General features: G+C 68.3%; 24 protein-coding genes and 1 tRNA gene. 12 read left to right on the forward strand and 13 right to left on the reverse strand.

The window, feature by feature from the left end; genetic code table 11:
- Window positions 1-42: 42 nt before the first annotated feature.
- Window positions 43-1,173, forward strand: a complete 1,131-nt coding sequence (gene recF, locus ACETK8_RS03425; RefSeq protein WP_374038122.1) for a DNA replication/repair protein RecF — start codon at window positions 43-45, stop codon at window positions 1,171-1,173.
- A 388-nt stretch (window positions 1,174-1,561) separates the two neighbouring features.
- Here the strand turns inward: recF and ACETK8_RS03430 are convergent, their stop codons facing one another.
- Window positions 1,562-2,833 carry a cation:proton antiporter gene (locus ACETK8_RS03430; protein ID WP_374038123.1) on the reverse strand — a complete coding sequence of 424 codons (1,272 nt, stop codon included), beginning with the start codon at window positions 2,831-2,833 and terminating at the stop codon, window positions 1,562-1,564.
- A gap of 333 nt (window positions 2,834-3,166) precedes the next feature.
- Between ACETK8_RS03430 and gyrB the strand changes: the two genes are divergently transcribed.
- The gene (gene gyrB / locus ACETK8_RS03435) at window positions 3,167-5,626 is read left to right on the forward strand and encodes a DNA topoisomerase (ATP-hydrolyzing) subunit B (RefSeq protein ID WP_374038124.1); all 2,460 of its coding nucleotides are present in this window, start codon (window positions 3,167-3,169) and stop codon (window positions 5,624-5,626) included.
- 71 nt (window positions 5,627-5,697) lie between these two features.
- Here gyrB and ACETK8_RS03440 read toward each other — a convergent pair whose 3' ends face one another.
- Entirely contained in the window at window positions 5,698-6,204 is a 507-nt protein-coding gene (locus ACETK8_RS03440) for a hypothetical protein (protein ID WP_374038125.1), read from the reverse strand.
- A 107-nt stretch (window positions 6,205-6,311) separates the two neighbouring features.
- On the opposite strand from ACETK8_RS03440, the gene ACETK8_RS03445 reads away from it, so the two are divergent.
- Window positions 6,312-7,202, forward strand: a complete 891-nt coding sequence (locus tag ACETK8_RS03445; RefSeq protein ID WP_374038126.1) for an alpha/beta fold hydrolase — start codon at window positions 6,312-6,314, stop codon at window positions 7,200-7,202.
- On the opposite strand, the gene lysA is transcribed toward ACETK8_RS03445, so the two are convergent.
- The 3 genes from lysA to argH form a co-directional block, all read right to left on the reverse strand.
- On the reverse strand, window positions 7,199-8,473 hold the full coding sequence (gene lysA, locus ACETK8_RS03450) for a diaminopimelate decarboxylase (RefSeq protein WP_374038127.1): 1,275 nt from the start codon (window positions 8,471-8,473) through the stop codon (window positions 7,199-7,201). The two genes, ACETK8_RS03445 and lysA, sit on opposite strands and share 4 nt — an antisense overlap.
- Before the next feature lie 148 nt (window positions 8,474-8,621).
- Window positions 8,622-8,861, reverse strand: a complete 240-nt coding sequence (locus tag ACETK8_RS03455) for a hypothetical protein (RefSeq protein WP_374038128.1) — start codon at window positions 8,859-8,861, stop codon at window positions 8,622-8,624.
- Window positions 8,861-10,282: an argininosuccinate lyase gene (argH, locus tag ACETK8_RS03460; protein WP_374038129.1), complete on the reverse strand. Its 1,422-nt coding sequence runs from the start codon at window positions 10,280-10,282 to the stop codon at window positions 8,861-8,863. The genes ACETK8_RS03455 and argH overlap by 1 nt, the downstream gene beginning before the upstream one ends.
- Between argH and ACETK8_RS03465 the strand changes: the two genes are divergently transcribed.
- Window positions 10,281-10,913, forward strand: coding sequence for a TlpA family protein disulfide reductase (locus ACETK8_RS03465; RefSeq protein WP_374038130.1), 633 nt, complete (start codon window positions 10,281-10,283; stop codon window positions 10,911-10,913). The two genes, argH and ACETK8_RS03465, sit on opposite strands and share 2 nt — an antisense overlap.
- A 174-nt stretch (window positions 10,914-11,087) precedes the next feature.
- Here ACETK8_RS03465 and ACETK8_RS03470 read toward each other — a convergent pair whose 3' ends face one another.
- Window positions 11,088-11,438 (reverse strand): hypothetical protein, encoded by a 351-nt coding sequence (locus ACETK8_RS03470; protein ID WP_374038131.1) that lies wholly within the window; start codon window positions 11,436-11,438, stop codon window positions 11,088-11,090.
- A gap of 122 nt (window positions 11,439-11,560) precedes the next feature.
- Between ACETK8_RS03470 and ACETK8_RS03475 the strand changes: the two genes are divergently transcribed.
- From ACETK8_RS03475 to ACETK8_RS03485, 3 genes are all read left to right on the forward strand, one after another.
- Window positions 11,561-11,701, forward strand: coding sequence for a hypothetical protein (locus tag ACETK8_RS03475; protein ID WP_374038132.1), 141 nt, complete (start codon window positions 11,561-11,563; stop codon window positions 11,699-11,701).
- Window positions 11,702-11,899: 198 nt separating this feature from the next.
- Window positions 11,900-12,244 (forward strand): hypothetical protein, encoded by a 345-nt coding sequence (locus ACETK8_RS03480; protein ID WP_374038133.1) that lies wholly within the window; start codon window positions 11,900-11,902, stop codon window positions 12,242-12,244.
- Window positions 12,231-12,635, forward strand: coding sequence for a MarR family transcriptional regulator (locus ACETK8_RS03485; protein ID WP_374038134.1), 405 nt, complete (start codon window positions 12,231-12,233; stop codon window positions 12,633-12,635). The genes ACETK8_RS03480 and ACETK8_RS03485 overlap by 14 nt, the downstream gene beginning before the upstream one ends.
- A gap of 11 nt (window positions 12,636-12,646) precedes the next feature.
- On the opposite strand, the gene ACETK8_RS03490 is transcribed toward ACETK8_RS03485, so the two are convergent.
- Window positions 12,647-12,723: transfer RNA gene (locus ACETK8_RS03490), tRNA-Met, on the reverse strand.
- A gap of 225 nt (window positions 12,724-12,948) precedes the next feature.
- On the opposite strand from ACETK8_RS03490, the gene ACETK8_RS03495 reads away from it, so the two are divergent.
- Window positions 12,949-14,181 carry a PQQ-dependent sugar dehydrogenase gene (locus tag ACETK8_RS03495; protein ID WP_374038135.1) on the forward strand — a complete coding sequence of 411 codons (1,233 nt, stop codon included), beginning with the start codon at window positions 12,949-12,951 and terminating at the stop codon, window positions 14,179-14,181.
- Window positions 14,182-14,396: 215 nt separating this feature from the next.
- Here the strand turns inward: ACETK8_RS03495 and lpdA are convergent, their stop codons facing one another.
- The 5 genes from lpdA to ACETK8_RS03520 form a co-directional block, all read right to left on the reverse strand.
- Complete coding sequence (lpdA, locus tag ACETK8_RS03500) at window positions 14,397-15,836, reverse strand: dihydrolipoyl dehydrogenase (protein WP_374038136.1); 1,440 nt, start codon at window positions 15,834-15,836, stop codon at window positions 14,397-14,399.
- Window positions 15,833-16,249: a hypothetical protein gene (locus ACETK8_RS03505; RefSeq protein ID WP_374038137.1), complete on the reverse strand. Its 417-nt coding sequence runs from the start codon at window positions 16,247-16,249 to the stop codon at window positions 15,833-15,835. Before ACETK8_RS03505 ends, lpdA begins: the two co-directional genes overlap by 4 nt.
- 35 nt (window positions 16,250-16,284) lie before the next feature.
- A complete protein-coding gene (locus ACETK8_RS03510) occupies window positions 16,285-17,922 on the reverse strand; it encodes a 2-oxo acid dehydrogenase subunit E2 (protein ID WP_374038138.1) in 1,638 nt (545 codons plus the stop codon).
- A 1-nt stretch (window position 17,923) separates the two neighbouring features.
- Window positions 17,924-18,994 (reverse strand): alpha-ketoacid dehydrogenase subunit beta, encoded by a 1,071-nt coding sequence (locus tag ACETK8_RS03515; protein ID WP_374039455.1) that lies wholly within the window; start codon window positions 18,992-18,994, stop codon window positions 17,924-17,926.
- Between the two features lie 280 nt (window positions 18,995-19,274).
- On the reverse strand, window positions 19,275-20,507 hold the full coding sequence (locus ACETK8_RS03520) for a 3-methyl-2-oxobutanoate dehydrogenase (2-methylpropanoyl-transferring) subunit alpha (RefSeq protein ID WP_374038139.1): 1,233 nt from the start codon (window positions 20,505-20,507) through the stop codon (window positions 19,275-19,277).
- Between the two features lie 146 nt (window positions 20,508-20,653).
- On the opposite strand from ACETK8_RS03520, the gene ACETK8_RS03525 reads away from it, so the two are divergent.
- The 4 genes from ACETK8_RS03525 to ACETK8_RS03540 all read left to right on the forward strand — a co-directional run bounded on the left by ACETK8_RS03525 (window position 20,654) and on the right by ACETK8_RS03540 (window position 23,568).
- Complete coding sequence (locus tag ACETK8_RS03525) at window positions 20,654-21,142, forward strand: Lrp/AsnC family transcriptional regulator (RefSeq protein ID WP_374038140.1); 489 nt, start codon at window positions 20,654-20,656, stop codon at window positions 21,140-21,142.
- 76 nt (window positions 21,143-21,218) lie between these two features.
- The gene (locus tag ACETK8_RS03530) at window positions 21,219-22,247 is read left to right on the forward strand and encodes a hypothetical protein (protein ID WP_374038141.1); all 1,029 of its coding nucleotides are present in this window, start codon (window positions 21,219-21,221) and stop codon (window positions 22,245-22,247) included.
- On the forward strand, window positions 22,244-23,185 hold the full coding sequence (locus ACETK8_RS03535; protein WP_374038142.1) for a pirin family protein: 942 nt from the start codon (window positions 22,244-22,246) through the stop codon (window positions 23,183-23,185). Before ACETK8_RS03530 ends, ACETK8_RS03535 begins: the two co-directional genes overlap by 4 nt.
- An 8-nt stretch (window positions 23,186-23,193) precedes the next feature.
- A complete protein-coding gene (locus ACETK8_RS03540; protein WP_374038143.1) occupies window positions 23,194-23,568 on the forward strand; it encodes a hypothetical protein in 375 nt (124 codons plus the stop codon).
- A gap of 16 nt (window positions 23,569-23,584) precedes the next feature.
- On the opposite strand, the gene ACETK8_RS03545 is transcribed toward ACETK8_RS03540, so the two are convergent.
- Window positions 23,585-24,952, reverse strand: coding sequence for an alpha/beta hydrolase family protein (locus ACETK8_RS03545; protein ID WP_374038144.1), 1,368 nt, complete (start codon window positions 24,950-24,952; stop codon window positions 23,585-23,587).
- Between the last annotated feature and the right edge of the window lie 56 nt (window positions 24,953-25,008).

Raw genomic sequence — 25,008 nt, forward strand, 5'->3', positions numbered from 1 at the left:
TAATTTGCCAGTCCGAACTTCTCGCCAGCGACCTGCGTCGCCGTGATCACCTCCCTCACCCTCACCGACTTCCGGTCCTATGCGTCCGCGACCCTGCCGATACCGGCGGGGCCGGTGGTGCTGCATGGGCCGAACGGGGCGGGGAAGACCAATCTGCTGGAAGCTCTGAGCCTGTTCACGCCCGGCAAGGGGCTGAGGGGGGCGACGGCGCAGGAGATGGGCCGCAGGGAGCCCGGCGAGGCCGGGGGACGGGCCTGGGCCGTGGCCCTGACGCTGGATCAGGACGGCGACGAGGTCCGGCTGGGGACGGGCGTTCAGGTCGCCGGGGCCGGGCGGCGGATGGTGCGGATCGACGGCGAGACGGCCCAGCCGGGAAGGCTGCTGGACTATCTGCGCCCGGTCTGGGCGACGCCGGAGCAGGACCGACTGTTCTCGGATGCGCGGGCCGAAAGGCTGAAATTCTTCGACCGGCTGGTGTTCGCGGCGGACCCCGGCCATGCGGCCGTGGTGTCGGGGTACGAGAAGGCGCTGCGGGAAAGGCTGCGGCTGCTGATCGACGGGGCGGAAGGGCGGGAAGCCGATCCGCTGTGGCTGGATGCGCTGGAGGCGCGGCTGGCCGAGACCGGGGCGCGGGCGGCGACGGCGCGGGCCCGGGCGCTGGAGGTGCTGCAAGCGGCGATCGACGCGCGTTCCGAACGACCGTTTCCGCAGGCCGATCTGGCCCTGGTCGGGGAGACCGAACGGCTGGCGGCGGAGGGGGCGGACGAGGCGGCTCTGGCCGGGGCGATCCGCGAAGGGATGCTGAGGGCGCGGAACCGGGACGGGGCGGCGGGCCGGTCGCTGTTCGGGCCGCACCGGGCCGATCTGACGGCCTTGCATCGCGAGAAGAACCGGCCGGCGGCCGAGGGGTCGTCGGGCGAGCAGAAGGCCCTGGCCCTGAACCTGATCCTGGCCCAGGTCGGGCGGCTGTCCTCGGGCGGGGCGGCGCCGATCCTGTTGCTGGACGAGGCGCCGGCGCATCTGGATGCGGGGCGGCGCGCGGCCCTGTTCGACGAGATCACGGCCCTGGGGCTTCAGGCCTTCATGACCGGTACGGAGGCGGACCTGTTCGAGCCGCTGGCCGCACGGTCGAGCTTCGTGCGGGTCGAGGGCGGGGCGCTGACGCCGGGGTGAGGCTTTGCACTGTTTCCGGAATTCGGAGTGCAAGACAGTGCAATGGGGTTTGGCACGGTTTCCGAAAATGGAGTGCCACGTGCCAAGTGCCACTCAATGAAATCAAGGCGTTGGCGGCGACGACTGGCTAGTTCGTGCCAGATTATCGGAAATCGTCTCCTCCCCGTGCGAAGCATGGGAAGGTGGATCCGGAGCGAAGCGGAGGAGACGGAGGGGCTCTGTTCCGCGTGCACCCAAGAACCCCTCCGGCAGCTCGCGAAGGGCTCGCCGCCACCTCCCCATGCTGCGCACGGGGAGGAGAAGATATGTGCGTTCAGAATTTCAAAGACCCGCCGCCGATGTGGCGAGCGGGTCTCGGAGGTTCAAGGGGTGTTTAAGAATATTTTCTCTATACTCGAGTCGGGCGGGACCGCGCCAGCGGGCCGTCGGTGATGGCGGTGGCCGGGTTCGGCTCCTTGCCGCCGACGGGAGGCTCGCCGGGCGGCTTGGCGCCGATCCTGTCCATGAAGGCGAAGACGAAGGGGTTGAGCGAGATCGACAGCAGGGCCGCGGCCAGGATCAGGTCGTGGGTCTCCTGGCTGAGGGCGCCGAGCGAAACGCCGAGCGCGGCCAGGATGAAGGAGAACTCCCCGACCTGGGCCAGGCTGGCGCCGACCGTCAGGCCGGTGGCGCGGTCCAGGCCGAACAGCTTGGTGATGGCCAGGGCCGCGATGGTCTTGCCGACGATGACGATGCCCAGGACGCCCAGAACCGACAGCGGACGCTCCACGATGATCATCGGGTCGAACAGCATGCCGACCGAGACGAAGAACAGAACCGCGAAGGCGTCGCGCAGTGGCAGGGACCGCTCCGCCGCATTGTGGCCGAGCGGCGTGCCGTTCAGCACCAGACCCGCCAGGAAGGCGCCCAGGGCGAAGGAGTGGAACAGGTAGTAGGCGACCCAGGCGATGCCCAGCGCGATGGCCAGAACGCCGAGGGTGAAGAGCTCCCGCGAGCGGGTGTGGGCGATGCGGACCAGAAGCCAGGGCAGGGCCTTGGCGCCGACGAACAGCATGACGGCGACGAAGCCCGCGACCTTGAGCAGGGTCCAGCCGACATTGACCGCCAGATGGGCCGGATCGACCACCTCGCCGTTGGTGACGATGATCATGGGAAGCATGACCAGGGCGATGACGATGACCAGGTCCTCGACGATCAGCCAGCCGACGGCGATGCGCCCGACCTCGCCCTTGTTCTGACGCCGCTCTTCCAGCGCCCGCATCAGGACGACGGTGGAGGCGACCGACAGGGCGAAGCCCATCAGGAGGCCCTCCATGTCGGACATGCCCATGAGGAACCGGCCGAGGGCCCAGCCCATGATCGTCGCGGAGGCGATCTGCACCAGGGCGCCGGGCAGGGCGACGCGGCGCACCTGCATCAGGTCCTTGGGTGAGAAATGCAGCCCCACGCCGAACATCAGAAGGATGACGCCGATCTCCGCCAACTGGGGCGCGAGCGTCGTGTCGGCGACGAAGCCGGCCGTATGCGGGCCCACGATCACGCCGGCGATCAGATAGCCGACCAGCGGCGACAGCTTCAGCCGATTGGCCAACATGCCGAACACGAAGGCGAGGACGAAGCCCCCGACCAGTGTCGAAATCAGGCTGTCGGCTTGGGGCATCGGCTATCCCTTTGACCCGGTCCGTCGCCCCGGGTCGTGATGTTCAGGTTCGGCCTTGTCCAGCTTTCAGCGAAACCGCACAGCGATTTCACCGGCGCCGATCAGGCTGATCGCGTCGGTGGTGGTCTTTCAATGGGTGAACGCAACATATGGGGTTACAAAGTGGCCATGGCAAGGCTTCGGCCGCGTGGCAAACACTCGCAATCGCGCCCGAATTTCCTATATAAACGACGCATCCGGACGGCCTGAATCGGCGGCCCGGCGAATGCCCCTTTTCAGCGGGCCGGACGTCGCATCGCGAGGTCCGCGCGGCCCGCGTCTCCGGACTTCTGAATGACCGACCAAAATCCCGCCGACCGCAACGAGGACACGGCCGAAGAGGCCGCCTACGGCGCGGAATCCATCAAGGTTCTCAAGGGCCTGGATGCGGTGCGCAAACGCCCCGGCATGTATATCGGCGACACCGACGACGGCTCGGGCCTGCACCACATGGTCTATGAGGTGGTGGACAACGCCATCGACGAGGCCCTGGCCGGTCACGCCGATCTGGTCGAGGTGATCCTGAACGCCGACGGCTCGGTGACCGTGACCGACAACGGCCGCGGCATTCCGGTCGATATCCACGCCGAGGAAGGCGTTTCGGCGGCCGAGGTCATCATGACCCAGCTGCACGCCGGCGGGAAGTTCGACCAGAACTCCTACAAGGTGTCCGGCGGTCTGCACGGCGTGGGCGTGTCGGTGGTGAACGCCCTGTCGGACTGGCTGAAACTGGTCATCTTCAGGAACGGCAAACGCCACGAGATGAAGTTCGAGCGGGGCGACACGGTCGAGAGCCTGGTCGTGACCGGCGACGCGCCGATCCGCACGGACGGCGAAAAGGCGGGCCAGCCGCTGAGCGGCACCCAGGTGACCTTCTATCCGTCGGTGACGACGTTCTCGCACATCGACTTCGACCTGAAGACGCTGGAGCACCGGCTGCGCGAGCTGGCCTTCCTGAACTCGGGCGTGGTCATCAAGCTGCAGGACCACAGGCACGCCGAGCCGATCGACATCCTGCTGCACTACGAGGGCGGGGTGGAGGCCTTCGTGCGCCACCTCGACAAGTCCAAGACCCCGCTGATGAAGGACGTCATCGTCATCAAGGGCAAGAAGGACAATATCGAGATCGACATGGCCCTGTGGTGGAACGACTCCTACCACGAGACGATGTTGTGCTTCACCAACAACATCCCCCAGCGCGACGGGGGCACCCACCTGTCGGCCTTCCGCACCAGTCTGACGCGGGTCATGAGCGCCTATATGGAAAGCTCGGGCGCCCTGAAGAAGGAAAAGGTCGCACCGTCGGGCGAGGACGCCCGCGAGGGCCTGACCTGCGTTCTGTCGGTCAAGGTGCCGGATCCGAAATTCAGCTCCCAGACCAAGGACAAGTTGGTCTCGTCCGAAGTGCGCCCGGCTGTGGAAGGTCTCTGCACCGAGGGCCTGTCGCAGTGGTTCGAGGAGCATCCGGTCGAGGCCAAATCGATCGTCGCCAAGATCATCGAGGCGGCCTCCGCCCGTGAAGCGGCGCGCAAGGCCCGCGACCTGACGCGGCGGAAGTCGGCGCTGGATATCTCCAGCCTGCCCGGCAAGCTCGCCGACTGTCAGGAACGCGATCCGTCCAAGTCCGAACTGTTCATCGTCGAGGGCGATTCCGCCGGCGGCTCGGCCAAACAGGCGCGCAACCGCGAGAACCAGGCGGTCCTGCCGCTGCGGGGCAAGATCCTGAACGTGGAGCGGGCGCGGTTCGACCGGATGCTGTCCTCGGACCTGATCGGCACCCTGATCCTGGCGCTCGGCACCGGCATCGGGCGCGACGATTTCGACGCCGACAAGCTGCGCTATCACAAGATCATCCTGATGGCCGACGCCGACGTCGACGGCGCCCACATCCGGACCCTGCTGCTCACCTTCTTCTATCGGCAGATGCCGGAGCTGATCACGCGCGGCCACGTCTACATCGCCCAGCCGCCGCTCTATAAGGTCTCCAAGGGCAAGCAGAGCCGCTACCTGAAGGATCAGGCGGACATGGACGCCTATCTGATCGAGGAAGGGTCGTCCGAGGCCGAGCTGGACCTGTCGAACGGCGAGCGCCGAATGGGGCTGGACCTGCAGTCCCTGGTGCGCGAGGCCAAGGCCTTCAGCGCCGGCGTGGATCGCCTGAGCCAGCGCGCTCCGGCCTTCGCCATCGAACAGGCGGCCCTGGCCGGTCTGTTCGTCGACGGCGCCGACATGGTCGCGACCTCGGCCGCCGCCGCCGAGCGCCTGAACCTCTATGCCGAGGAAGGCGACGGGGTCTGGGCCGGCGCGCCGGGCGAACAGGGGGCCGTGGTCTTCAGCCGCACCCGTCGCGCGGTGCAGGAGACGATCGTCCTGGAAGAGACCCTGATCCGCTCGCTGGACGCGCGTCGTCTGGCCGAACGGGCGGGGGCCTTCGACGGGGTGTTCGCGGCGCCCGCGACCTATCGCCGCAAGGAGAAGTCCACGACCATTCGCGGGCCGCTCGACCTGCTGAACGCGGTGCTGGACGCGGGCAAGAAGGGGCTGTCGATCCAGCGCTACAAGGGTCTGGGCGAGATGAACCCCGAGCAGCTGTGGGAGACGACGCTGGACGTCAACGCCCGCACCCTGCTGCAGGTCAAGGTCGAGCACGGCGACGACGCCGACGACCTGTTCGCCAAGCTGATGGGCGACGTGGTCGAACCGCGCCGCGAGTTCATCCAGGAGAACGCCCTGGACGCCGCGGTGGACGTCTGAGGATAGGGAGTAGCGAGTAGGGCTTAGGGAGTAGGGGCGAATCCTGATCCCTAAGGCCTAATCCCTGCGTCCTACGGCCGTCCCGCGTCGATGTAGGCCTTCACGGTCGGGTAGGCCGGCGGCGACGGGCGCATGTCGTCGCAGGTGATCTCGCGGATGGCGTCGTCGAAGCTGTCGCGAGCGATGGCCTCCCACGGTTCGTCGGTGACGAAGGCCTCGCCGGGAACCCCGTCCTCCAGAGCGTCGGCGGAGGTGACGACGTGCGACTGGCGGGCGCGGCACCGGATGCCGAACTGATCCAGCGTATAGCTGTAGTCGCCGGCGGCGGTGTCCTTGGGCACGCGGGCGACCATGACGGTCAGTTCGTCGCCGGTCTTCACCACGCTGTTCACGTCGATCAGATAGTTGCGCTGGGCGCCGCGCGAGAAGGCCCACCATTCCGGTCCGGTGGACTGGGTCGCCGCATCGGCGGTGCCGCCCAGGACCTCGATCGGGCCCGTCGGCGTGGTCTGGGCCGCGGCGGCCCCGGCCCACAGGGTGGCCACGGCGGCGGCGACGGCGTATTTCAGGACAGTCATAGTGGCCTCCCCTAGAGACTTCTTGCTGACATATTTCGCGCCTCCGCGAGCCGAAGATCAAGGGCCGTGGTCAACCCTTCGCCCACTTCGCCGTTCAGGCTCCTGACATGCTGCGCGCCCTGATCGTCTCCCTCGCCCTGATCCTCCTCCCGGCCGTCGCGGAGGCGCAGACGCCTGCGTTCCGGTCGGAGAGGATCGTGGTCACGGTGCGGGGCGAGGGGCCGGACGTGATCCTGATCCCCGGCCTGGCCTCCACCAGCGAGGTCTGGTCGCGCACGGCCAACCGGCTGGACGGCCGCTATCGGGTGCATCTGGTCACCATCCGGGGCTTCGGGAACGTGCCGGCGGGCGCGAACGAGGCCGGGGCCCTGGTCGGGCCGGTGGCGAGCGAGGTGCGTCGCTATATCGCGTCCCAGCGATTGGACCGCCCGGCGGTCATCGGACACTCCATGGGCGGACTGGTGGCGCTGAGAGCCGCCGCCGATGCGGGGCGCGACCGGAGGGGCCCGCAGGTCGGCCGGGTCATGGTGGTCGATGCGACGCCCTTCTTCCCGTCCCTCATCAGCCCCGGCGCCACGGTCGGAGACGTCGAGCCCCTGGCCCGGATCGCCTACCAGGCCCTGCTGTTCCTCGGCGACGAGGCCCTGAGGACGCAGGGGACCGCGCTCGGTCAGCAGCTTGGCGGGGCGTCGGACAATGTCTTCGGGGCCCTGGGCTGGCAGGGCGGCGACCGTCAGGTCCTGGCCCAGGGTCTGTACGAGGTCATGACCACGGATCTGCGGAACCGCCTGCCCGACATCTCTGTGCCGGTGACGGTGGTCTATGGCTGGAGCGCCGACGACCGCAGCCCGCGCGCCCACCTGGATAACCTGTTCGCCGCCGGCTACCGCAACCTGCGCGAACCCGCCCGGTTCGAGCGGATCGAGGGCGCCGAACACATGGTCATGATCGACCAGCCGACCCGGTTCATGGCGGCGGTGGATCGGTTTCTGGGCTAGAGCCAGTCCGCCGTCGTTTCCCGCGCCAGCATCTCGTCATACGACGGCCGCGCCCGGACCACGGCCCAGCGTTCGCCGTCCACCAGCACCTCGGGCACCAGGGGGCGGGAGTTGTATTCGCTCGACATGGTCGCGCCATAGGCCCCGGCGCCGGTGAAGACGACCAGGTCCCCGGCCTGGATCGGCGGAAGGAGGCGGCCCCGGGCGAAGGTGTCGCCGGTCTCGCAGACGGGGCCGACGATGTCGTAGGCGACGGGTTCGCCCTCGCGCGGGGCGACGGGCTTCACCTCGTGGAAGGCGTCGTACATGGCCGGGCGCAGGAGGTCGTTCATGGCCGCGTCCAGCACCAGGAAACGACGACCGTCGGCGCGCTCGGTCACCTGGATGACGCGGGCCAGGAGGATGCCGGCGTTGGCGGCCAGAAGCCGGCCGGGCTCGAATGCCGCTTCGACGTCCAGGCCGTCCAGAACGCGTGCGGTCATGGCGGCGTAGTCGGCGGGGGAGGCGGTCACGGCGCCGCCGACATAGGGGACGCCGAGGCCCCCGCCGAGGTCGATGCGGGTGACCGGCAGGCCTTGCTGCCGCAGGGTCTCGGTCAGCTTCCGCAACAGGCCGAAGGCGCCCTCCAGCGGGGTCAGGTCGGTGATCTGGCTGCCGATGTGACAGCCCAGACCCACGGGGTTCAGGTGCGGGCTGGCGGCGGCGCGGGCGTAGAGGTCCAGGGCCTCGTCCGCGGGGACGCCGAACTTGTCCCCCTCGCCGCCGGTGGTGATCTTGGCGTGGCCGCCGGCGCCGATCTTGGGGTTCACGCGGATGGCGATGTCGGCGACGACGCCCAGGCCCGCCGCGATGGCGGCCAGCCGGTCCAGCTCGGGCACGCTCTCGACGTTGATCTGGCGGACGCCGGCCTGAAGGGCGAAGGCCAGTTCTGCGTCGGTCTTGCCCACGCCGGAGAAGATGATGCGGTCGGCCGGAATGCCGGCCTTGAGCGCGCGACGGATCTCGCCTTCCGACACGGTGTCGGCGCCGCAGCCCAGCCGGGCCAGGGTCGCCAGGACCGAGAGGTTCGAGTTCGCCTTGACCGCATAGGCGATCAGGCTGTCGCCCAGAACCGACGGATGGGCGTCCAGGGCCTCGCGCAGCACCGTGTAGTGCCGCGTCAGGGTGGCGGTCGAATAGATATAGACCGGCGTGCCGACCTCGGCCGCCAGGGCGGTCAGCGAGACCTGTTCGGCGTGCAGTTCGCCGTCGACGAGATCGAAATGATCCAAGGGGCCGTCATCCTCGGGCTTGACCCGAGGACCGGACTACCCGGGTCTCGGAAACAGAAAAGGGGCGCACCAGCCGTCGTGCGCCGCTTCCAGGCAATGCTGATCGAACCTCCGATCCTCGGGTCGAGCCCGAGGATGACGGTGGGGCTTACTGCGGCTCGCGACCGGCGGCGGTGGCGCCGAACGGGTTGGAGGGGCCGCCGTCGATGGGCTGCTGGCTGGACGGGCGGTTGATGGTCGCGGGGTCCGGCAGGGCGGGGGCGCGGGCGTCGCGCGGGGCGCGCTCGGTCTCGCGCGGACGCGGGGCCTCCAGATCGGCCATGCGGCCGCAACCGGCGGCGGCGACGGCGATCAGGGCCAGGGCGCCGAGGGTGAGGGACTTGGTCATCACAGTCTGTCTTTCCATTCGGCGATGCGCGCGCGGACCTGTTCCGGCGCCGTGCCCCCGAAGCTCTGGCGGCTGGCGCAGGAAGCCTCAGGGGTGAGCACCTTGTAAACGGCTTCGGTCACGCCGGGATGCAACGACTGCAATTCGGCGAGCGGCAGTTGCGCCAGACCCACGCCCAGCTGCTCCGCCCGCTTCACCGCCGCGCCCGTGACATGGTGCGCCTGACGGAAGGGCAGGTCGGCCTCGCGCACGAGCCAGTCGGCCAGATCGGTCGCGGTGGAGAAGCCCCAGGAGGCCGCCTCGGCCATCCGTTCCGTGTTCGGACGGAAGGCTGAAACCATGGCCGTCATGGCGGTCAGGGCCAGATCCAGCGCGTCCATGGCCTCGAACACCGGCGGCTTGTCCTCCTGCATGTCCTTGGAATAGGCCAGCGGCAGACCCTTCATCACGGTCGACAGGGCGACGAACGATCCCATGATCCGGCCGGTCTTGGCGCGGACCAGTTCGGCGGCGTCGGGGTTCCTCTTCTGCGGCATGATGGAAGAGCCGGTGGTCAGGTCGTCGGGCAGGGTGACGAAACCGAACATCGGCGTCATCCAGACCACGATCTCCTCGGCCAGACGCGACAGGTGACCCGCGGTGATCGAGGCGGCGGCCAGGGTCTCCAGCGCGAAGTCGCGATCCGACACGGCGTCCAGCGAGTTCCGCATCGGGCCGTCGAAACCGAGCGCCGCCGCCGTCGCATGACGGTCGATGGGGAAGGGCGAACCGGCCAGGGCGGCGGCGCCCAGCGGGCTCTCGTTCATCCGCGCGCGGGCGTCGGCGAAGCGGCCCGCGTCGCGACCGGCCATCTCGACATAGGCCATCAGGTGATGGCCCAGCGTGACGGGCTGGGCGGTCTGCAGATGGGTGAAGCCGGGCATCAGGTCGCCCGCGTGCTGTTCGGCGCGCTCCAGAAGGGCGCGCTGCAGGGCCTTCAGCTGTTCGACCGAGCGGTCGCAGGCGTCGCGGACCCACAGGCGGAAGTCCACCGCGACCTGGTCGTTGCGGCTACGCGCCGTGTGCAGACGACCCGAGGCCTCGCCGATCAGCTCGGACAGCCGGGCCTCGACGTTCAGGTGGATGTCTTCGTACTCGTCGCGGAAGGGGAAGGTCCCGGCTTCGATCTCGGCCTGGATCGTGTCGAGACCTCCGAGGATGGCGGCGCCGTCGTCCGGCCGCACGATGCCCTTGTCGATCAGCATGCGGCAATGCGCCCGCGATCCGCGCAGATCCTGCGCCCACAGGCGTTTGTCGACGCCGATGGAGACGTTGATCGCCTGCATGATGTCGGCGGGCTTGGCGGAAAAGCGTCCGCCCCATAGGGTCTGGCCCGACTGCGGCGACTGCCCGGCGGATGCCGGGTCTTGGGGGTTGGACATGAGCGGCTCGAAAAGGGGCGTCTGGATCGGGGGAGCGCTCGCGCTGGCGGTGCTCGCCGGCGGAACGATCGGGACCCTATACGCCATGCACGCCGGTCCTTTCAAAGCCGAGACCGACGCGAGCGCGGAAAAGAGCGAACTGGCCCGGTTCGCGGTCGGTCCCCTGGCCGCGCTGGAGACCCCGGCGGTGCTGGAGACGGCGCCCGACTATGTCTTCAAGACGCGCGAAGGGGCGGATGTGCGGTTCGCGGATTTCCGGGGCAAGGTCGTCCTGGTGAACCTGTGGGCCATGTGGTGCGCGCCCTGTCGGACAGAGATGCCGACCATCGCGGCCCTGGCCGGGTCCTATCCGGACGGGGATCTGGTCGTGATGCCGATCAACGTCGATACGGGCGACGACGCCGTGGCCGATGCGAAGAGCTTCATCGACGTGCATGAGCCGCTGCCCTTCTACGGCGACCCGAAATTCCAGCTGCCGTTCGAGTTTCCGGGCAAGGGCAAGATGCCCCAGACGATCCTGCTGGATCGCGAGGGCCGCATCCGCGCCGCCTTCGCCGGCGAGGCCGACTGGAACAGCGCGGAGGCGAAGGCGCTCATCGATGCGGTGCTCGCCGAAGGCTCCGGGGTCTAGTCGCCACATCCGTGCACCCCAGCGAAGGCTGGGGTCCAGATCAAGGGTTCAGGTGGCTGGGATGGCGCACCGGTCCTTGTGATCAGACGGCCAGAGTCTTCCATCTGGACCCCAGCCTTCGCTGGGGTGCTCGGATGAGAAGGTGCGGATGGGATGGCGCTCGACTTGGCGCCCTTAGTGCGCCGGAGCCGGGACGCGCTGGTCCGTGGCCGGATCGACGGCGCCCGGACGGCCCTCGGCGGCGGCCTGGGCCTGGTTGGTTTCCAGACGGTCGGCGACATTGCCCGCGCCCGTCTCGACGGCCTGGGCGGCCTTCATGGCGCCGGCCTCCAGCACCTCGCCGGCCTGGGCGGCGACGTCGCCTGCCTTGTCGGCGGCTTCGGAGGCGGCGACCTCGGCGTGATCGCCGGCGGCCTCGGCGTTGGCCTCGGTCTTCTCCTGCTCGGCCTGGGTGCAGGCGACGGCGCCCAGCGACAGGGCGGCGATGGCGGAGACGGCCAGAAGCGACGGAATACGAATGGTCATGATGAGCCCTCGAACAGCGTTGAACCTTTGCCGCAAACGTCGGTCATCACGATCCGTTGCAGTGATGGTGCATCGCAGCATCGAATGTTAAGCATGACCGTTCCTTGGGGGAGGCGGCGATCATGCTGATGCTGGGCGTGCTGGTGATCCTCGTCATGGTCGCCCTGTTCATCTGGGATCTGGCGGGCCAGCCGACCGGAAGACGCTGGCGCCGACGGCGGAAACGCCGCGCCGAGGCTGCGGCGGATCGGCGCAAGGACTGAACGATCCTCCGTCTTCGGAACGCTCTCAATCCCACGGACAGGGCGTTTCGGCGGTTTCGCCGCCCATGGCCTGCGACATCCTGACGAAACCTGACAGGGGTCCGGAAACGTTACAGCGACGTATGAAATCCGACATGCTCGCAACACGATTTCGACCTGTTCTGCCGTCGTGGCCGATCGGGGAAAATGGGGCTCGCGATGATCGATCCTGTGGGAATGGAACTGCTGAACGGGATTCAGGCCAGCGTCGGCTGGGCCTTGCTGGCCGCCCGCGCCGCCCGGTCCGAGGCGCTGGACGCCGCGGTCGCGAACGCGTCGGAGGCCGCGACCGCGCCCCTTCGCTTCCGCGCCACCATCACCATCGACATCGACGCGCGTGACCTGGAGGACGCCGAGCGCCAGTCCGACGCCGTGCGCGGTCAGTTCGAGATGATGAAGCGGGACCATCCGTCCGCCGCCCTGCTGTTCCAGCGGCGCAAGCCCCGGACCGGCCGCCGCGCACCCGCCCCGGCCGTGGTGGTCGCCCCCTATGTCGATGACTGAGACCGGCGGGCGGCGGCGGAACACCCTTCTGGCGGGTCTGGTCCTGCTGAAGAAGCTGGCGCCCGACATCACCCAGTCCGAGATGCTGGCCTTCCTCTATGTGGCCGAAAACCCCGGCGTGCGGGTCAAGGAACTGGCCGCCCTGATGGAGACGACCGAGGCGACGGCGTCGCGCGCCTCGCGCGCCCTCTTGGACGCCGGCGATCCGGGCTCGCGTCCGCCGGGACGCGGCTGGCTCATCATGGCTTCCAACGAGCGCGAGGGGGTGTCGCGACACCTCTATCTGAGCGCGGCGGGAATCGAGCTGGTCGGGCGTCTGGACGCCCTGATCGAGAGCGCGCGTCCCATCGGCGTGCGCCCGGCGCCGGCCGAGCTGAGGGTTCGCAGATAGGGGGAATGCGCTGGTGGCTGGAGGCGGGATCGAACCGCCGACCTGTGGGTTATGAATCCACCGCTCTAACCATCTGAGCTACCCAGCCCAGCGCATCGGTTGTCAGCCAGCCGGGAGGCCGGATGACGCGAGAGGCGTGCGTATACAGACGCCGTCCCTCCGGTTCAAGTCGCATCGCACACGGGCGCGAAGAAGGCCTGGCTGCGGCGCCGGGTCGCGCCGGAAAATGCGTCGGAACGGCGCCGCTTGTGGGCCGTTCCGTGCCTATCCTGTAGGCACGTTTCCGTACGCCCAAACCAGACCCGGAGTTCCCATGCGCCCGATCGTTCTCGCCGCCGCCTCGTCCGTGCTCGTCTTCGCCTCGGCCTGCGGGGCCAGCGGCCAGAGCGGACAGACGACCGCCGCGCCCGGCGCCCCGGTCGAGACGCGCGAGGCCAACGGCGCCAACCAGACCCCCGCCTTCCCCGGCCAGACCCGCGCGCCGGGCGTCCAGACCGAGGGGACGCTGACCCATTCCGTCGTGGCCTCCGGCCTCCAGAACCCGTGGGGCTTCGCCCAGCTGCCGGACGGGAACTGGCTGGTGACCGAGCGGCCGGGCCGGATGCGGATCGTCAGCGCGACCGGCGCGGTCGGTGAGCCGATCACGGGCCTGCCCGCCGTCGATGCGCGGGGTCAGGGCGGCCTTCTGGACGTGATCCTGTCGCCGTCGTTCGCCACGGATCGTACGATCTTCTGGAGCTATGCCGAGCCGCGCTCGGGCGGAAACGCGACCTCGGTGGCGCGCGGCGTCCTGTCGGCGGACGGGTCGAGCGTGTCGGATGTCCGCGTCATCTTCCGCGCCCTGCCGGTCTATGACGGCGACAAGCATTTCGGCTCGGCCCTGGCCTTCGACCCGGCCGGCCATCTGTTCGTGACCTTGGGCGAACGCTCCGACGCCCCGATGCGGCCCCAGGCCCAGGAACTGAACTCCCATATGGGCAAGGTCGTCCGCATCAACGCCGACGGCTCCGTGCCCCAGGACAACCCCTTCGTCGGCCAGGCCGGCGCCCTGCCGGAGATCTGGTCCCTGGGCCACCGCAACGTCCAGGGCATCGCCGTCCAGCCGGGCACGGGCTCAGTCTGGACCATCGAGCACGGCACGCGCGGCGGCGACGAGCTGAACAAGCCGGAAGCGGGCAAGAACTACGGCTGGCCGATCATCGCCTACGGCATCGAGTATCGCGGCGCGGCGATCAATGAGGGGATCACGGCGCGGGACGGACTGGAACAGCCGGTCTACTACTGGGATCCGGTCATCGCTCCGGGCGGCCAGGCCTTCTACTCCGGCGCCATGTTCCCGGGCTGGGACGGCAATCTGCTGATCGCCGGACTGGCCGGAAAGTCGCTGACGCGTCTGGTGCTGGAGGGCGACCGGGTGGTCGGCGAGGAGCGTCTGCTGACGGGCCTGAACGAGCGGATCCGCGACGTGGCCGTGGCCTCGGACGGCGCCGTCTGGGTCATCACCGACGAGGAAGACGGCAAGCTGGTGCGCTTGGTGCGGGAGTAGTCGCCCCCTCTCCCCTTGCGGGAGAGGGAGGCGGCGCACGAGCGCGAAGCGATCGTCCTGGCACCGGCGGGTGAGGGGGTGACATTCACCCGCTGGCATGGGGGACTGTGTCCGCTCGGTAAAAGCCGGCGTCACCCCTCACCCGCTCGCGCCAGAACGACGGCTACGCCGCCGTGCGCGACCTCCCTCTCCCGCAAGGGGAGAGGGGACGTGTCTCAGATATGAATGGCGTGCCCGAGCGCCCGCAGGCTCGCCTCGTGGAAGGCCTCGCCCAGGGTCGGGTGGACGTGGATCACGCCCGCGACGTCCTCCAGCACCGCCCCCATCTCCAGCATCTGGGCGAAGCTGTTGGACAGTTCGGCGACGTGCTGGCCCACGGCCTGGACGCCCAGCAGGCGGTGGTCGTCCTTGGACGCCAGCACCCGCACGAAGCCGCCGTCTTCGCCCGCCTCGATGGCCAGGGCCCGGCCGATGGCGGCCAGAGGGAAGACCGAGGTGATGACGTCGTCGCGGCCCGCCACGTCCTGCGGCCCGAGGCCCGCCGAGACGATCTCAGGCTCGGTGAAACAGACGGCGGCGATGGTGACGGGGTCGAAGCGCTTCTCTTCTGCGCTATCGCTCGCGGCGCGGCCGCTCGCTGCTTGAGCGCGGCCGGCGATGATCTCGGCGACCACCTCGCCCTGGGCCGAGCCCTTGTGGGCCAGCATGGGTTCGCCGGTCAGGTCGCCGACGGCCCAGACGTTCTTCATCGAGGTGGCGCAGCGGTCGTCGATCTTCACGAACGGCCCGGCCATGGCCACGCCCATGTTCTCCAGACCCCAACCTGACGTGCGCGGACGACGGCCCACGGTGACCAGCACCTTGTCGGCGTCCAGTTGCAGCGGCTCGCCGTCCTTCGTCGTGATCGAAAGCTTCCCGTCTCCGAAGCCGCCCGCGCGGGCGCCGAGGTGCAGTTCGACCCCGTGGTCGGTCAGCCATTTGGCGACCGGGTCGGTCAGGGCCTTGTCGTAGAGGGGCAGGATCCGCTCGGCCATCTCGACGATGGCGACCTGGGCGCCCAGTTTGCGATAGGCGATGCCCAGCTCCAGCCCGATATAGCCGCCGCCGACGACGACCAGCTTGTTCGGTACGGCGTCCAGCGACAGGGCCTCGGTCGAGGAGATGACGTCGCCGCCGAAGGGCAGGAAGGGCAATTCGACCGGCTCCGACCCCGTGGCCAGGATGACGTGCTCGGCCGTGATCCTGATGTCGCCGTCCTCGGTCGAGACGAGGCAGGTCTTGGCGTCCTGGAAGGTCGCCCAGCCCTTGATCACCTTGACCTTGGCCTTCTTCAGCAGGGCCGCGACGCCGCCGTTCAGCTTACGGACGATGCCGTCCTTCCAGGCGACGGTCTTCGACAGGTCGATGGCCGGTTCCGAGGCCGTGATCCCGAGCGTCCCGTCGCCGGCGGCCTTGGACACGGTCTCGAACTTGGAGGCCGCATGGATGATGGCCTTGGACGGAATACAGCCGACGTTCAGGCAGGTGCCGCCGAGGCCATCCGAGCCGTCCACCAGCACGGTGTCGAGGCCCAACTGGCCGCAACGGATGCCGGCGACATAGCCGCCGGTGCCGGCGCCGATGATCAGGACTTTGGTTTTGAGGGTCTGGGTCATTGGGTTCTGCCGTTTCGCAGTCGCTCAGCGGTGCGTTGGAGGTGGGTCACGAGTTGCGGATCACGGACTTCGCTAGGCGCAAGACTGTCGAACGTCTGCCAGCCTGTCGCTGCTGCGCGCTCTACAAAGACAATGGCGACCGAGCCGGGCGCCCAAGCTGCGCAGCCGTTGAGTACGTCGAGATATCCTGCAGATATTTGCCCTTTCAATGCGACGACCGGTCGACCGCGCGAAATGTAGGGCTCTTCGAGATTCTCAGTCACCCTCACCAGGTAGACGGCGTCGGCACGCGCCCAGTTGTCCCGTTGTTGCTGGCGATCACTGCGGAGTTGGGCTTGAGCCCAGGTCTCTCCAGGTTCGGGCATCGCCACGATCATTGTGCATGCCAACGTTGGCGAGGCGAGCAGAGCCAAGCCAACCGCCATCGCTCCGCCTCGCATCATGAGTTTCACATCCACAACGTCGCGGGGTGCTCCAGCAGGCCCTTGATCCGCTGCACGAACACCGCCGCATCATGACCATCGACGATACGATGATCGAAGCTGGACGACAGGTTCATCATCTTGCGGACCACCATCTGGCCGTCCTTCACCACCACCCGTTCGATGATCTTGTTGGGGCCGACGATGGCGACCTCGGGGTGGTTGATGATCGGGGTGTGGACGACGCCGCCCAGGGTTCCCAGGGAGGTGATGGTGATGGTCGAGCCGGAGAGCTCCTCACGCTTGGCCGAACCGTCCTTGGCCGCGCCGGAGACGCGGGCGATTTCGGCGGCCGTGTCGTAGGGGTCGCGCGCCTCGGCGTGACGGACGACCGGGACCATCAGGCCGTTCGGCGTCTGGGCGGCGATGCCCAGGTGGACGGCGGCGTGCTGGGTGAGGACGCCGTTCTCGTCGTCATAGGTCGCGTTGATCTGCGGCTGGTCGCGCAGGGCCACGACGATGGCGCGGGCGATGAAGGGCAGGACGTTGAGCTTGGCCTTGCCTGTCTGTTTCGCCTGGGCGTTCAGGTGGGCGCGCAGTTCCTCAAGCGCCGTGACGTCGATCTCCTCCACATAGGTGATGTGGGGGATGCGCCGGACGCTCTCGGCCATCTTCTCCGCGATCTTGCGGCGCAGGCCGATGATGCGGACCTCCGTCGTGCCTTCGGCCTTGGCGTAGGTCGAGGGCGACGATGTTCCGTGTTCGGACGGTGCGCGCGCGCCATGGGCGACGAAGGCGTCCAGGTCGGCGTGTTCGATCCGTCCGGCCGGGCCGGAACCGGGCACGAACTGCAGTTCCAGACCCAGTTCGCGGGCGCGCTTGCGCACGGCGGGCGAGGCGAGGGGGCGGACGCCGGGCGTCTGGGCCTTGCGAGCGACCGGGGCGGCTTCGGCGGCCGGAGCCGGTTTGGCCTTGGGCGCTTCGGCCTTGGGGGCGGGCTCGGCCTTGGCCGGTGCGGCGACGGGTGCGGCCGCCTTCGGGGCCGCCGCGACATTGCCGGCGCCGGCGACGTCGAAGCTGACCAGGGCGCCGCCCACCGGAGAGGCCTTGCCGACTGCGCCGTGCAGGGCCGCGACCCGGCCGGAGACCGGCGAGGTCAGTTCGACGGTGGCCTTGTCGGTCATGACCTCGGCGAGGAGCTGATCCTCCTCCACCGCATCGCCGACCGCGACGTGCCAGGCGACCAGCTCGGCCTCGGCCGTGCCTTCGCCGACGTCGGGCAGTTTGAAGACATAGTTGCCGGCGGCGGCGACAGGCGCGGCCTCGGCGATTTCTTCGGCCTCAGGGGCTTCCAGCTCAGGAGCGACCTCGGGCTCGGGTTCGGCGACCGGGGCGGGCGCGGCGGCGGAGGCGTTGCCCTCGCCCTCGACCTCGAACTCCACCAGGGGGCCGCCGACGGGCGACATGACGCCGGGCTCGCCGTGCAGGGCGGTGACCACGCCGTTGACGGGCGAAGTCAGTTCGACGGTCGCCTTGTCGGTCATGACGTCGGCCAGCAGTTGGTCTTCCGAGACCGTGTCGCCGACCTTGACGTGCCAGCCGACGAGCTCGGCCTCGGCCGTGCCTTCGCCCACGTCGGGCAGTTTGAAGACGTAGCGTCCCATCTCAGCGCCCTCCCGACATGACGGACTTCAGTGCGTCGGAGACCCGCTGGGGTCCCGGGAAGTATTCCCACTCGAAGGCGTGGGGGTAGGGGGTGTCCCAGCCGGCGACGCGGGCGATGGGCGCCTCCAGATGATAGAAGCAGCGTTCCTGGACCAGGGCTGAGAGTTCTCCTCCGTACCCGGAGGTCTTCGGCGCCTCATGCACGATGACGCAGCGGCCGGTCTTCTTCACGGAGGCCTCGATGGTCTCGATGTCGAGCGGAACGAGGGAGCGGAGGTCGATCACCTCGGCGTCCAGGCCCGCGTGTTCGGCGCCGGCCAGGGCGACCCAGACCATGGTGCCGTAGGCCAGGATGGTGACGTCCGAACCTTCGCGCATGACGCGGGCCTTGCCGATCGGCTCGACATATTTGCCGGTCGGGACCTGGGCCAGCTCCTGGGCCTTCCACGGGCTGACCGGGTTCTGATGCCAGCCGTCGAAGGGGCCGTTGTAGAGGCGTTTCGGCTCGAAGAAGACGACCGGATCGTCGTCCTCGATGGCCGCGGTCAGCAGGCCCTTGGCGTCATAGGGGTTGGACGGAATGACGACCTTCAGGCCCGCGATATGGGTGAAGAGGGCTTCCGGCGACTGGGAGTGGGTCTGGCCGCCGAAGATGCCGCCGCCGTAGGGGCTGCGGATCGTGATCGGCGAGGTGAACTGACCGCCCGAGCGGTAGCGCATCTTGGCCGCTTCACTGACGATCTGGTCGTAGGCCGGATAGATGTAGTCGGCGAACTGGATCTCCACGACCGGACGCAGGCCGTAGGCGCCCATGCCGATGGCGGCGGCGACGATGCCGCATTCCGAGATCGGGGCGTCGAAGCTGCGGGTCAGGCCGTGCTTCTTCTGCAGGTGGTCGGTGACGCGGAAGACGCCGCCGAAATAGCCCGCGTCCTCGCCGAAGCTGAGGACGTTCGGATCCTCGGCCATCTTGACGTCCAGGGCCGAGTTCAGGGCCTGGATCATGTTCATGGGGGCGACAGCCGGGGTCTCGGGGGCGTCCGAGGCCGGGGCGTTCTTCTGATCGACCATGTCGGGCTCCAGGCCGTCGGTGCGGTCGGCGTCGGTGAAGGTCTGTTCGCTCATTTGAAATCACCGCTCATGCGCGCGTTAGCGCAGGAAAAGTTCATCACGGCGAACACGGAGGATGCACGGCGAACACGACGGGAGCGTAGCGGCGTCCACGGACCGGACCTCGCGGTGGCCGCCGTGACTTTCGCTGTGATCGCTGTGACGAACCCGCTCATAGCGCTCATCGCGGCGCCAAAAGATGAAATGCCTTCGGCGAGGAAGGGGGAGCAGGGAGGCCGCATCATACGCCCACCTCTCGGCGCTGTTCGGTCAGGCGCCAGTCCTCGGTCGCATAGACCTCTTCGAACATGGTCTTCACCGAGGGGCGCGACTGACCAAGGGTGCCGATGGCTTCGGATTCCTTGCCGGCCTGGCGGACCTGGGCGACTGCGTCGGCTTCCGCCTCGGCCTGCATCTCGTCCGACCATTCGCCGAGTGCGATCAGGTGTTTCTTCAGACGCTCGATCGGATCGCCCAACGGCCATTTCTCGTGCTCGTCGCCGGGGCGGTAGCGGCTGGGGTCGTCCGAGGTCGAGTGCGGGGCGCCGCGATAGGTGAACAGCTCGATCACCGTGGCGCCCTGGTTGGAGCGGGCGCGCTCCTCGGCCCACTGGGTCGCGGCCCAGACGGCCAGGAAGTCGTTGCCGTCGACGCGCAGGGCCGGCAGGCCGTAGCCGATGGCCTTGGAGGCGAAGGTGGTCTCCATCCCGCCAGCGATGCCCTGGAAGGACGAGATGGCCCACTGGTTGTTGACGATGTTCAGGATGACCGGGGCGCGGTAGACGGCCGCGAAGGTCAGGGCGTTGTGGAAGTCGCCTTCAGCCGTGGCGCCGTCGCCGATCCAGCTGATGGCGATCTTGTCGTCGCCCTTGTAGGCGCTGGCCATGGCCCAACCCACGGCCTGGGGAACTTGCGTGCCCAGGTTCCCCGAGATGGTGAAGAAGCCATAGTCCTTGGCCGAATACATGATCGGCAGCTGACGGCCTTTGATCGGGTCCGAGGCGTTGGAATAGATCTGGTTCATCATCTCGACGAGCGGATAGCCGCGCGCGATCAGAAGCCCTTGCTGGCGATAGGTGGGGAAGCCCATGTCTTCGCGCGACAGGATCATGCCCTGGGCCACCGCGATGGCCTCCTCGCCCGTACACTTCATATAGAAGCTGGTCTTGCCCTGGCGGTGGGCCCTGTGCATCCGGTCGTCGAAGGCGCGGGTCAGGATCATCGCCTTCAGACCCTTCTTCAGGGTCTCGGCGTCCAGACGCGGGTTCCACGGGCCGACCGCATTGCCCTCATCATCCAGCACCCGCACAAGGCGGAAGGCCAGATCCAGCATCTGCACCGGCCGGGCGTCGACCGGGGGCCGGTCCACGGCGCCGGCGGCGTCGAGCTTGAGGTGGCTGAAATCCGGCGTGTCTCCGGGACGCCCCGAGGGCTCCGGCACGCGCAGGGAGAGCGGCTTGGTGTTCCTGGTCATTCCATCCTGCCGTTCGGTTGATCCGACCGCATCTTGCGTTGGCGGCTGGATAGCATGGGCGTCAAATCAAGGCTCGCCTATTTTCGCCTTGCGTCAACCCGATTAAGGGTTATTTATTGCGCAATAACGACAAACGGAGAAACGCTTTGGCGGACGAACTGGATCCCATCGACGCTCGAATTCTCGACATCCTGCAGCAGGACGCCGGATTGTCGGTCGCGGAGGTCGCCGAGCGCGTGGGCCTGTCCGCCTCGCCGTGCTGGCGACGGATCAAGAGACTGGAAGATTCCGGCCTCATTCGCAAGCGTGTCACCTTGCTCGACGCCGCCTTGCTGGGTCTGGACTTCGAAGTCTACGCCATCGTCAAGCTGATGCTGCCCTCGAAGGAGAACCTGGATCTGTTCGAGGCGGCCGTCGCCAACTGGCCCGAAGTGGTCCAGTGCGCCACCATCACGGGCCGCGAGGACTATGTGCTGCGGATCATCACCTCCGACATGCACGCCTTCGACCAGTTCCTGCGCGAAAAGCTGCTGACGCTGGGCATCGTCTCGGACTGCGAGAGCCACATCGTCACGCGCGGCGTGAAGAACGTGACCACCCTGCCGCTGGGCATCATCACCCCCCACGTGTCCTGAGTTCCTCCGCTGTCGGTTGACAGCGGAGCCTTATGCCGATTGACCGATATGATATAACATCACATCGGAGCCTTTCGTGCCGTTCCTCACCAGCTGTGCGGCCCTGTGCCTGCTCACGGGTCTGCCGCCTTCCACGACCGAATCGGCCGTGGCCCCGCCCCAGGTGGATCGTCTGGACGAGATCGTCGTCCTGGGCCGTCGGGAGGCGCCGCGCGACGCGACCCTGGGCGCCGGCGCCCTGTTCGGCGACATCGACCCGGCCGGTCGCATCAACATGGTGTCCAAGACCCCGCGCTTCGTCCCCGCCGCCGAGATGACGGCCGCCGTCGGCTCCTACGGCCTGCAACGCGGCGAGCTGGATTTCACCGGCCCCCTGTCGGACAGCCTGGCCGCCCGTCTGGTCGTGGCGGGCGAGACCAGCGACGGCTGGCGCGACCATGTCGGCACGGAGCGGTCGTCCGTCGCCCCGTCCCTGACCTGGCGACCCAACGACGATCTGCGCCTGACCTATGTCGGGGAGTTCACGGTGCTGAGCACCCTGTTCGACCGGGGCCTGCCGGCGATCGACGGCGACGCACTGGCCCTGCCGGTGTCGAACTACTACGGCGAGCCCGGCGACGGGGTGACCCGGTTCAGGAACGAGCGGCATCAGGTCACGGGCGAGTATCGGCTGGACGGATGCGGAAACCCACGACGCGTCCTTCGCCACCAAGGCGGTGCTGGACGTGCCGGAGCATTCCGGATCCCTCTACGCCGTCGGTCGCTTCCCGACCTCGCATGGCACGGAGTGGTCGGTGACGGCGGGCGCGGCCTATGTCGGCGAGCGAGCCGGGGCCATCGACGCCTCGGGTCTTCGCCTACCCGACTACTGGAAGGCCAGGGCGGCGTTGGAATACGGCCTGACGTCCCAGGTCACCGCCCGGATCGAGGCCGACAACCTGTTCGACGAGCGGTACGCCGCCAGCTCCTACAGTCCGCTCTGGGTCTTCCCCGGCGCCCCACGTCGCATCACCGCGTCACTTCGGGTGACACTGTAACCGCGGTCGTTGCATCTCGACCCCTCCAAGGCGATGTTGGCGCTTCGCCTTGGAGGGACGGACCATGATCGAACTGGTGATCGACGCGCGGAAGAAGGATCTCGGCGGGTTCGAGGTCGGCCGCATCCTGCCGTTCCATTCGCGCCGCATGGTCGGACCCTTCATCTTCCTGGACCACATGGGCCCGGCCGAATTCGCGCCGGGCTCGGAGGCGATCAACGTCCGCCCCCACCCGCACATCGGCCTTTCGACCCTGACCTATCTGTTCGAGGGCGAGATCATGCACCGCGACAGCCTGGGCTACACCCAGGCCATCCGTCCGGGCGAGGTCAACTGGATGACCGCCGGCAAGGGCATCACCCATTCCGAACGCACCGACCCGCTGAAGAAGGCGCAGGGCGGTCCGATGAACGGCATGCAGGCCTGGATCGCCCTGCCGGACGAGGCGGAAGAGATCGATCCGTCCTTCCAGCACTACGGCGAGGACGCCCTGCCGGCCTATGAGAACGGCGGCCTGTTCGCGCGTCTGGTGGCGGGCGAAGCCTATGGCGCCAAGGCCAATGTGAAGACCTCCTCGCCCCTCTTCTACGTACACTGGGAACTGAAGGAGGGGGTGCGCACGGCGCCGCCTCCGGGCAAGGGCGCCGGCGGCATGTCCGAACGCGCCCTCTATGTCGCCAAGGGCCAGATCGAGGTCGGCGACCGCACCTTCCACGAAGGCCAGATGATCGTGCTGCAGCCCCACGCCGAGCCGACCGTGAAATCCCTGACCGACGCCACCGTCATGGCCCTGGGCGGCGAACCGATCGGCCAGCGTCTGATCTGGTGGAATTTCGTCGCCTCGTCACAGGCGCGTCTGGATCAGGCCAAGGCCGACTGGAAAGCCGGTCGGATGAAGCTGCCGGACGAGGACGATCTGGAGTTCATCCCCCTACCGGAAGACGCGGCCGTCACGACCCGTTCGGAGCCCCTGCCTCCCAAGCCCGAACCGACGCACCCGGTCTAGACTCCAAGATGAAGGTTCTCTCAGTTCTGGCGGTCACGCTGGTCTTGGCGTCGTGCGCTGGCGCGCCCGGTGATGGCGCGGGCCTCACTGCCTCGCAGGCCGGCACGGCTTTCAGCGCGGTTTATCCGCACTGGGAATTGCAATGCGATGAACCCGGCTTTGCGACAACTCAGGTTACGTTCGACGTGCAACTTGATGCGTGGGGCCGTTTGGTGAGCGAACCGACACTCGTCGCTCCGGAAGACACGGACGCCTATCGCACCGTCGCCGCCTCGGCGCTGACGGCTCTCAAGGCAGCGGAGCCTTACCCCGTGCCGCGCGGGTTTACGGGTGGTCAGTTCCGTCCAACCTTCAGGGCGGATCGGGCCTGCGCAACGAAGTAGTCGGCGAGGGACACCGTCAGCGTGCGCCCGTCACTCGCACCACCCAGTCCGTCACCGCCGAGATGGCCTCGGGCGCAAGGGTCTCAGTGAGCGTCGAATACTCGTTCGGCAGACCGGTCTCGGCGTTTTGCATCAGATGGTTCAGGCCCGGCAGGACGACGACGGTCGCATCCGGCTTCAACGTCTCCAGATGCGGTGCGTTCTGCGCGGCCGGGACGTTGCGATCGCGGTCGCCGTAAAGGGCGAACAGGGGGACATTGAGCGTCCGGATCGCGGCGGCCGGATCATAGGCGACGACGTAGCGGTACCAGCCCGAACCCATGACCTGAGCGGCGCTGGACGCCCTTTCTGCGGACTGGCCCAGCTCGAGCGCCAGAGCCTCGACCGCCGCCGACACAGCCGGGCCGTCGTCCTTGTTGTTCAGTACGGCCAGCATGAAACGCGCCTGCGCGGCTTCGGCGGTTGCGGCCTGAGCCTCCGTGACGCCCGCAGCTAGGAGCATCTGCTTGGACTGTTCGATCAGGATTTCGGCTCCGGACACCGAGGGGCCGGCGATCATGACGACGAAGGCGGCGGAGGCGCCTTGCGAGGTGGCGATCAACGCTGCCGTACCACCTTCGCTGTGGCCCATCAGCCCGATCCGGCCCGCGTCGATCTCCGGCCGCGTCCGCAGATAGTCCATGGCCGCCCGTGCGTCCGTGGCGAAGTCGGCGGTGGTCTCGTCCATCGACCCGCCGCCGGACCCGCCGACGCCCCGGTCGTCGTAGCGCAGGACGGCGACGCCTCGCCGCGTCAGGGCGTCGGCCCAGACGGCGAAGGGCTTGTGCCCCAGAATGGTCTCGTCCCGGTCCTGGGCGCCCGATCCGGTCAGCAGGACCACGGCGGGGAAGGGGCCGGCGCCCTCCGGCATCGTCAGGGTGCCTGCCAGGGTGATGCCCGCGTCAGTGTTCGCGAAAGTCACGTCCTGAGCGACATAGGGAAACGGCGGGACCGGCGTCTGGGGCCGTTCGGGCGCGGCCGGGATGACGACCTCGATGGTGGCGGCGTTCCGGGTCAGGATCAGCGGCAGGCCGGAGCCGCCTTGCCCCCAACTGCCGGTCAGGGTCGAGCCGTCCGCTGATCGCGCGCCTTCGAACCGTCCGCCGATGGAGGGCGCGGCGAACCGTACCGTCTCGGCAGACCGCGTCAGGTCCGCGATGGGAATGTCGCGCGCACCCTGGGCCGGGCTGTCCATGACGGCGACCAGACCGTTCGCCCCCTCCGACACACGAACCACCAACGGCAGGGCGACCTCGCCGACCCTCAGCGCGCCCTCCCAGCGACCGACCAGATCGGCGGCCTCGGCCTGTTGCTGGACGGCGGCCGTCGCCACGACTTCGATCATGATGTCCTCCCCGGTTTACCCGGGGACTAGACCAGACCGGGAGGGGGCGGGACAAC

Source organism: Brevundimonas staleyi (assembly GCF_041893865.1).
Lineage (GTDB): Bacteria > Pseudomonadota > Alphaproteobacteria > Caulobacterales > Caulobacteraceae > Brevundimonas > Brevundimonas staleyi.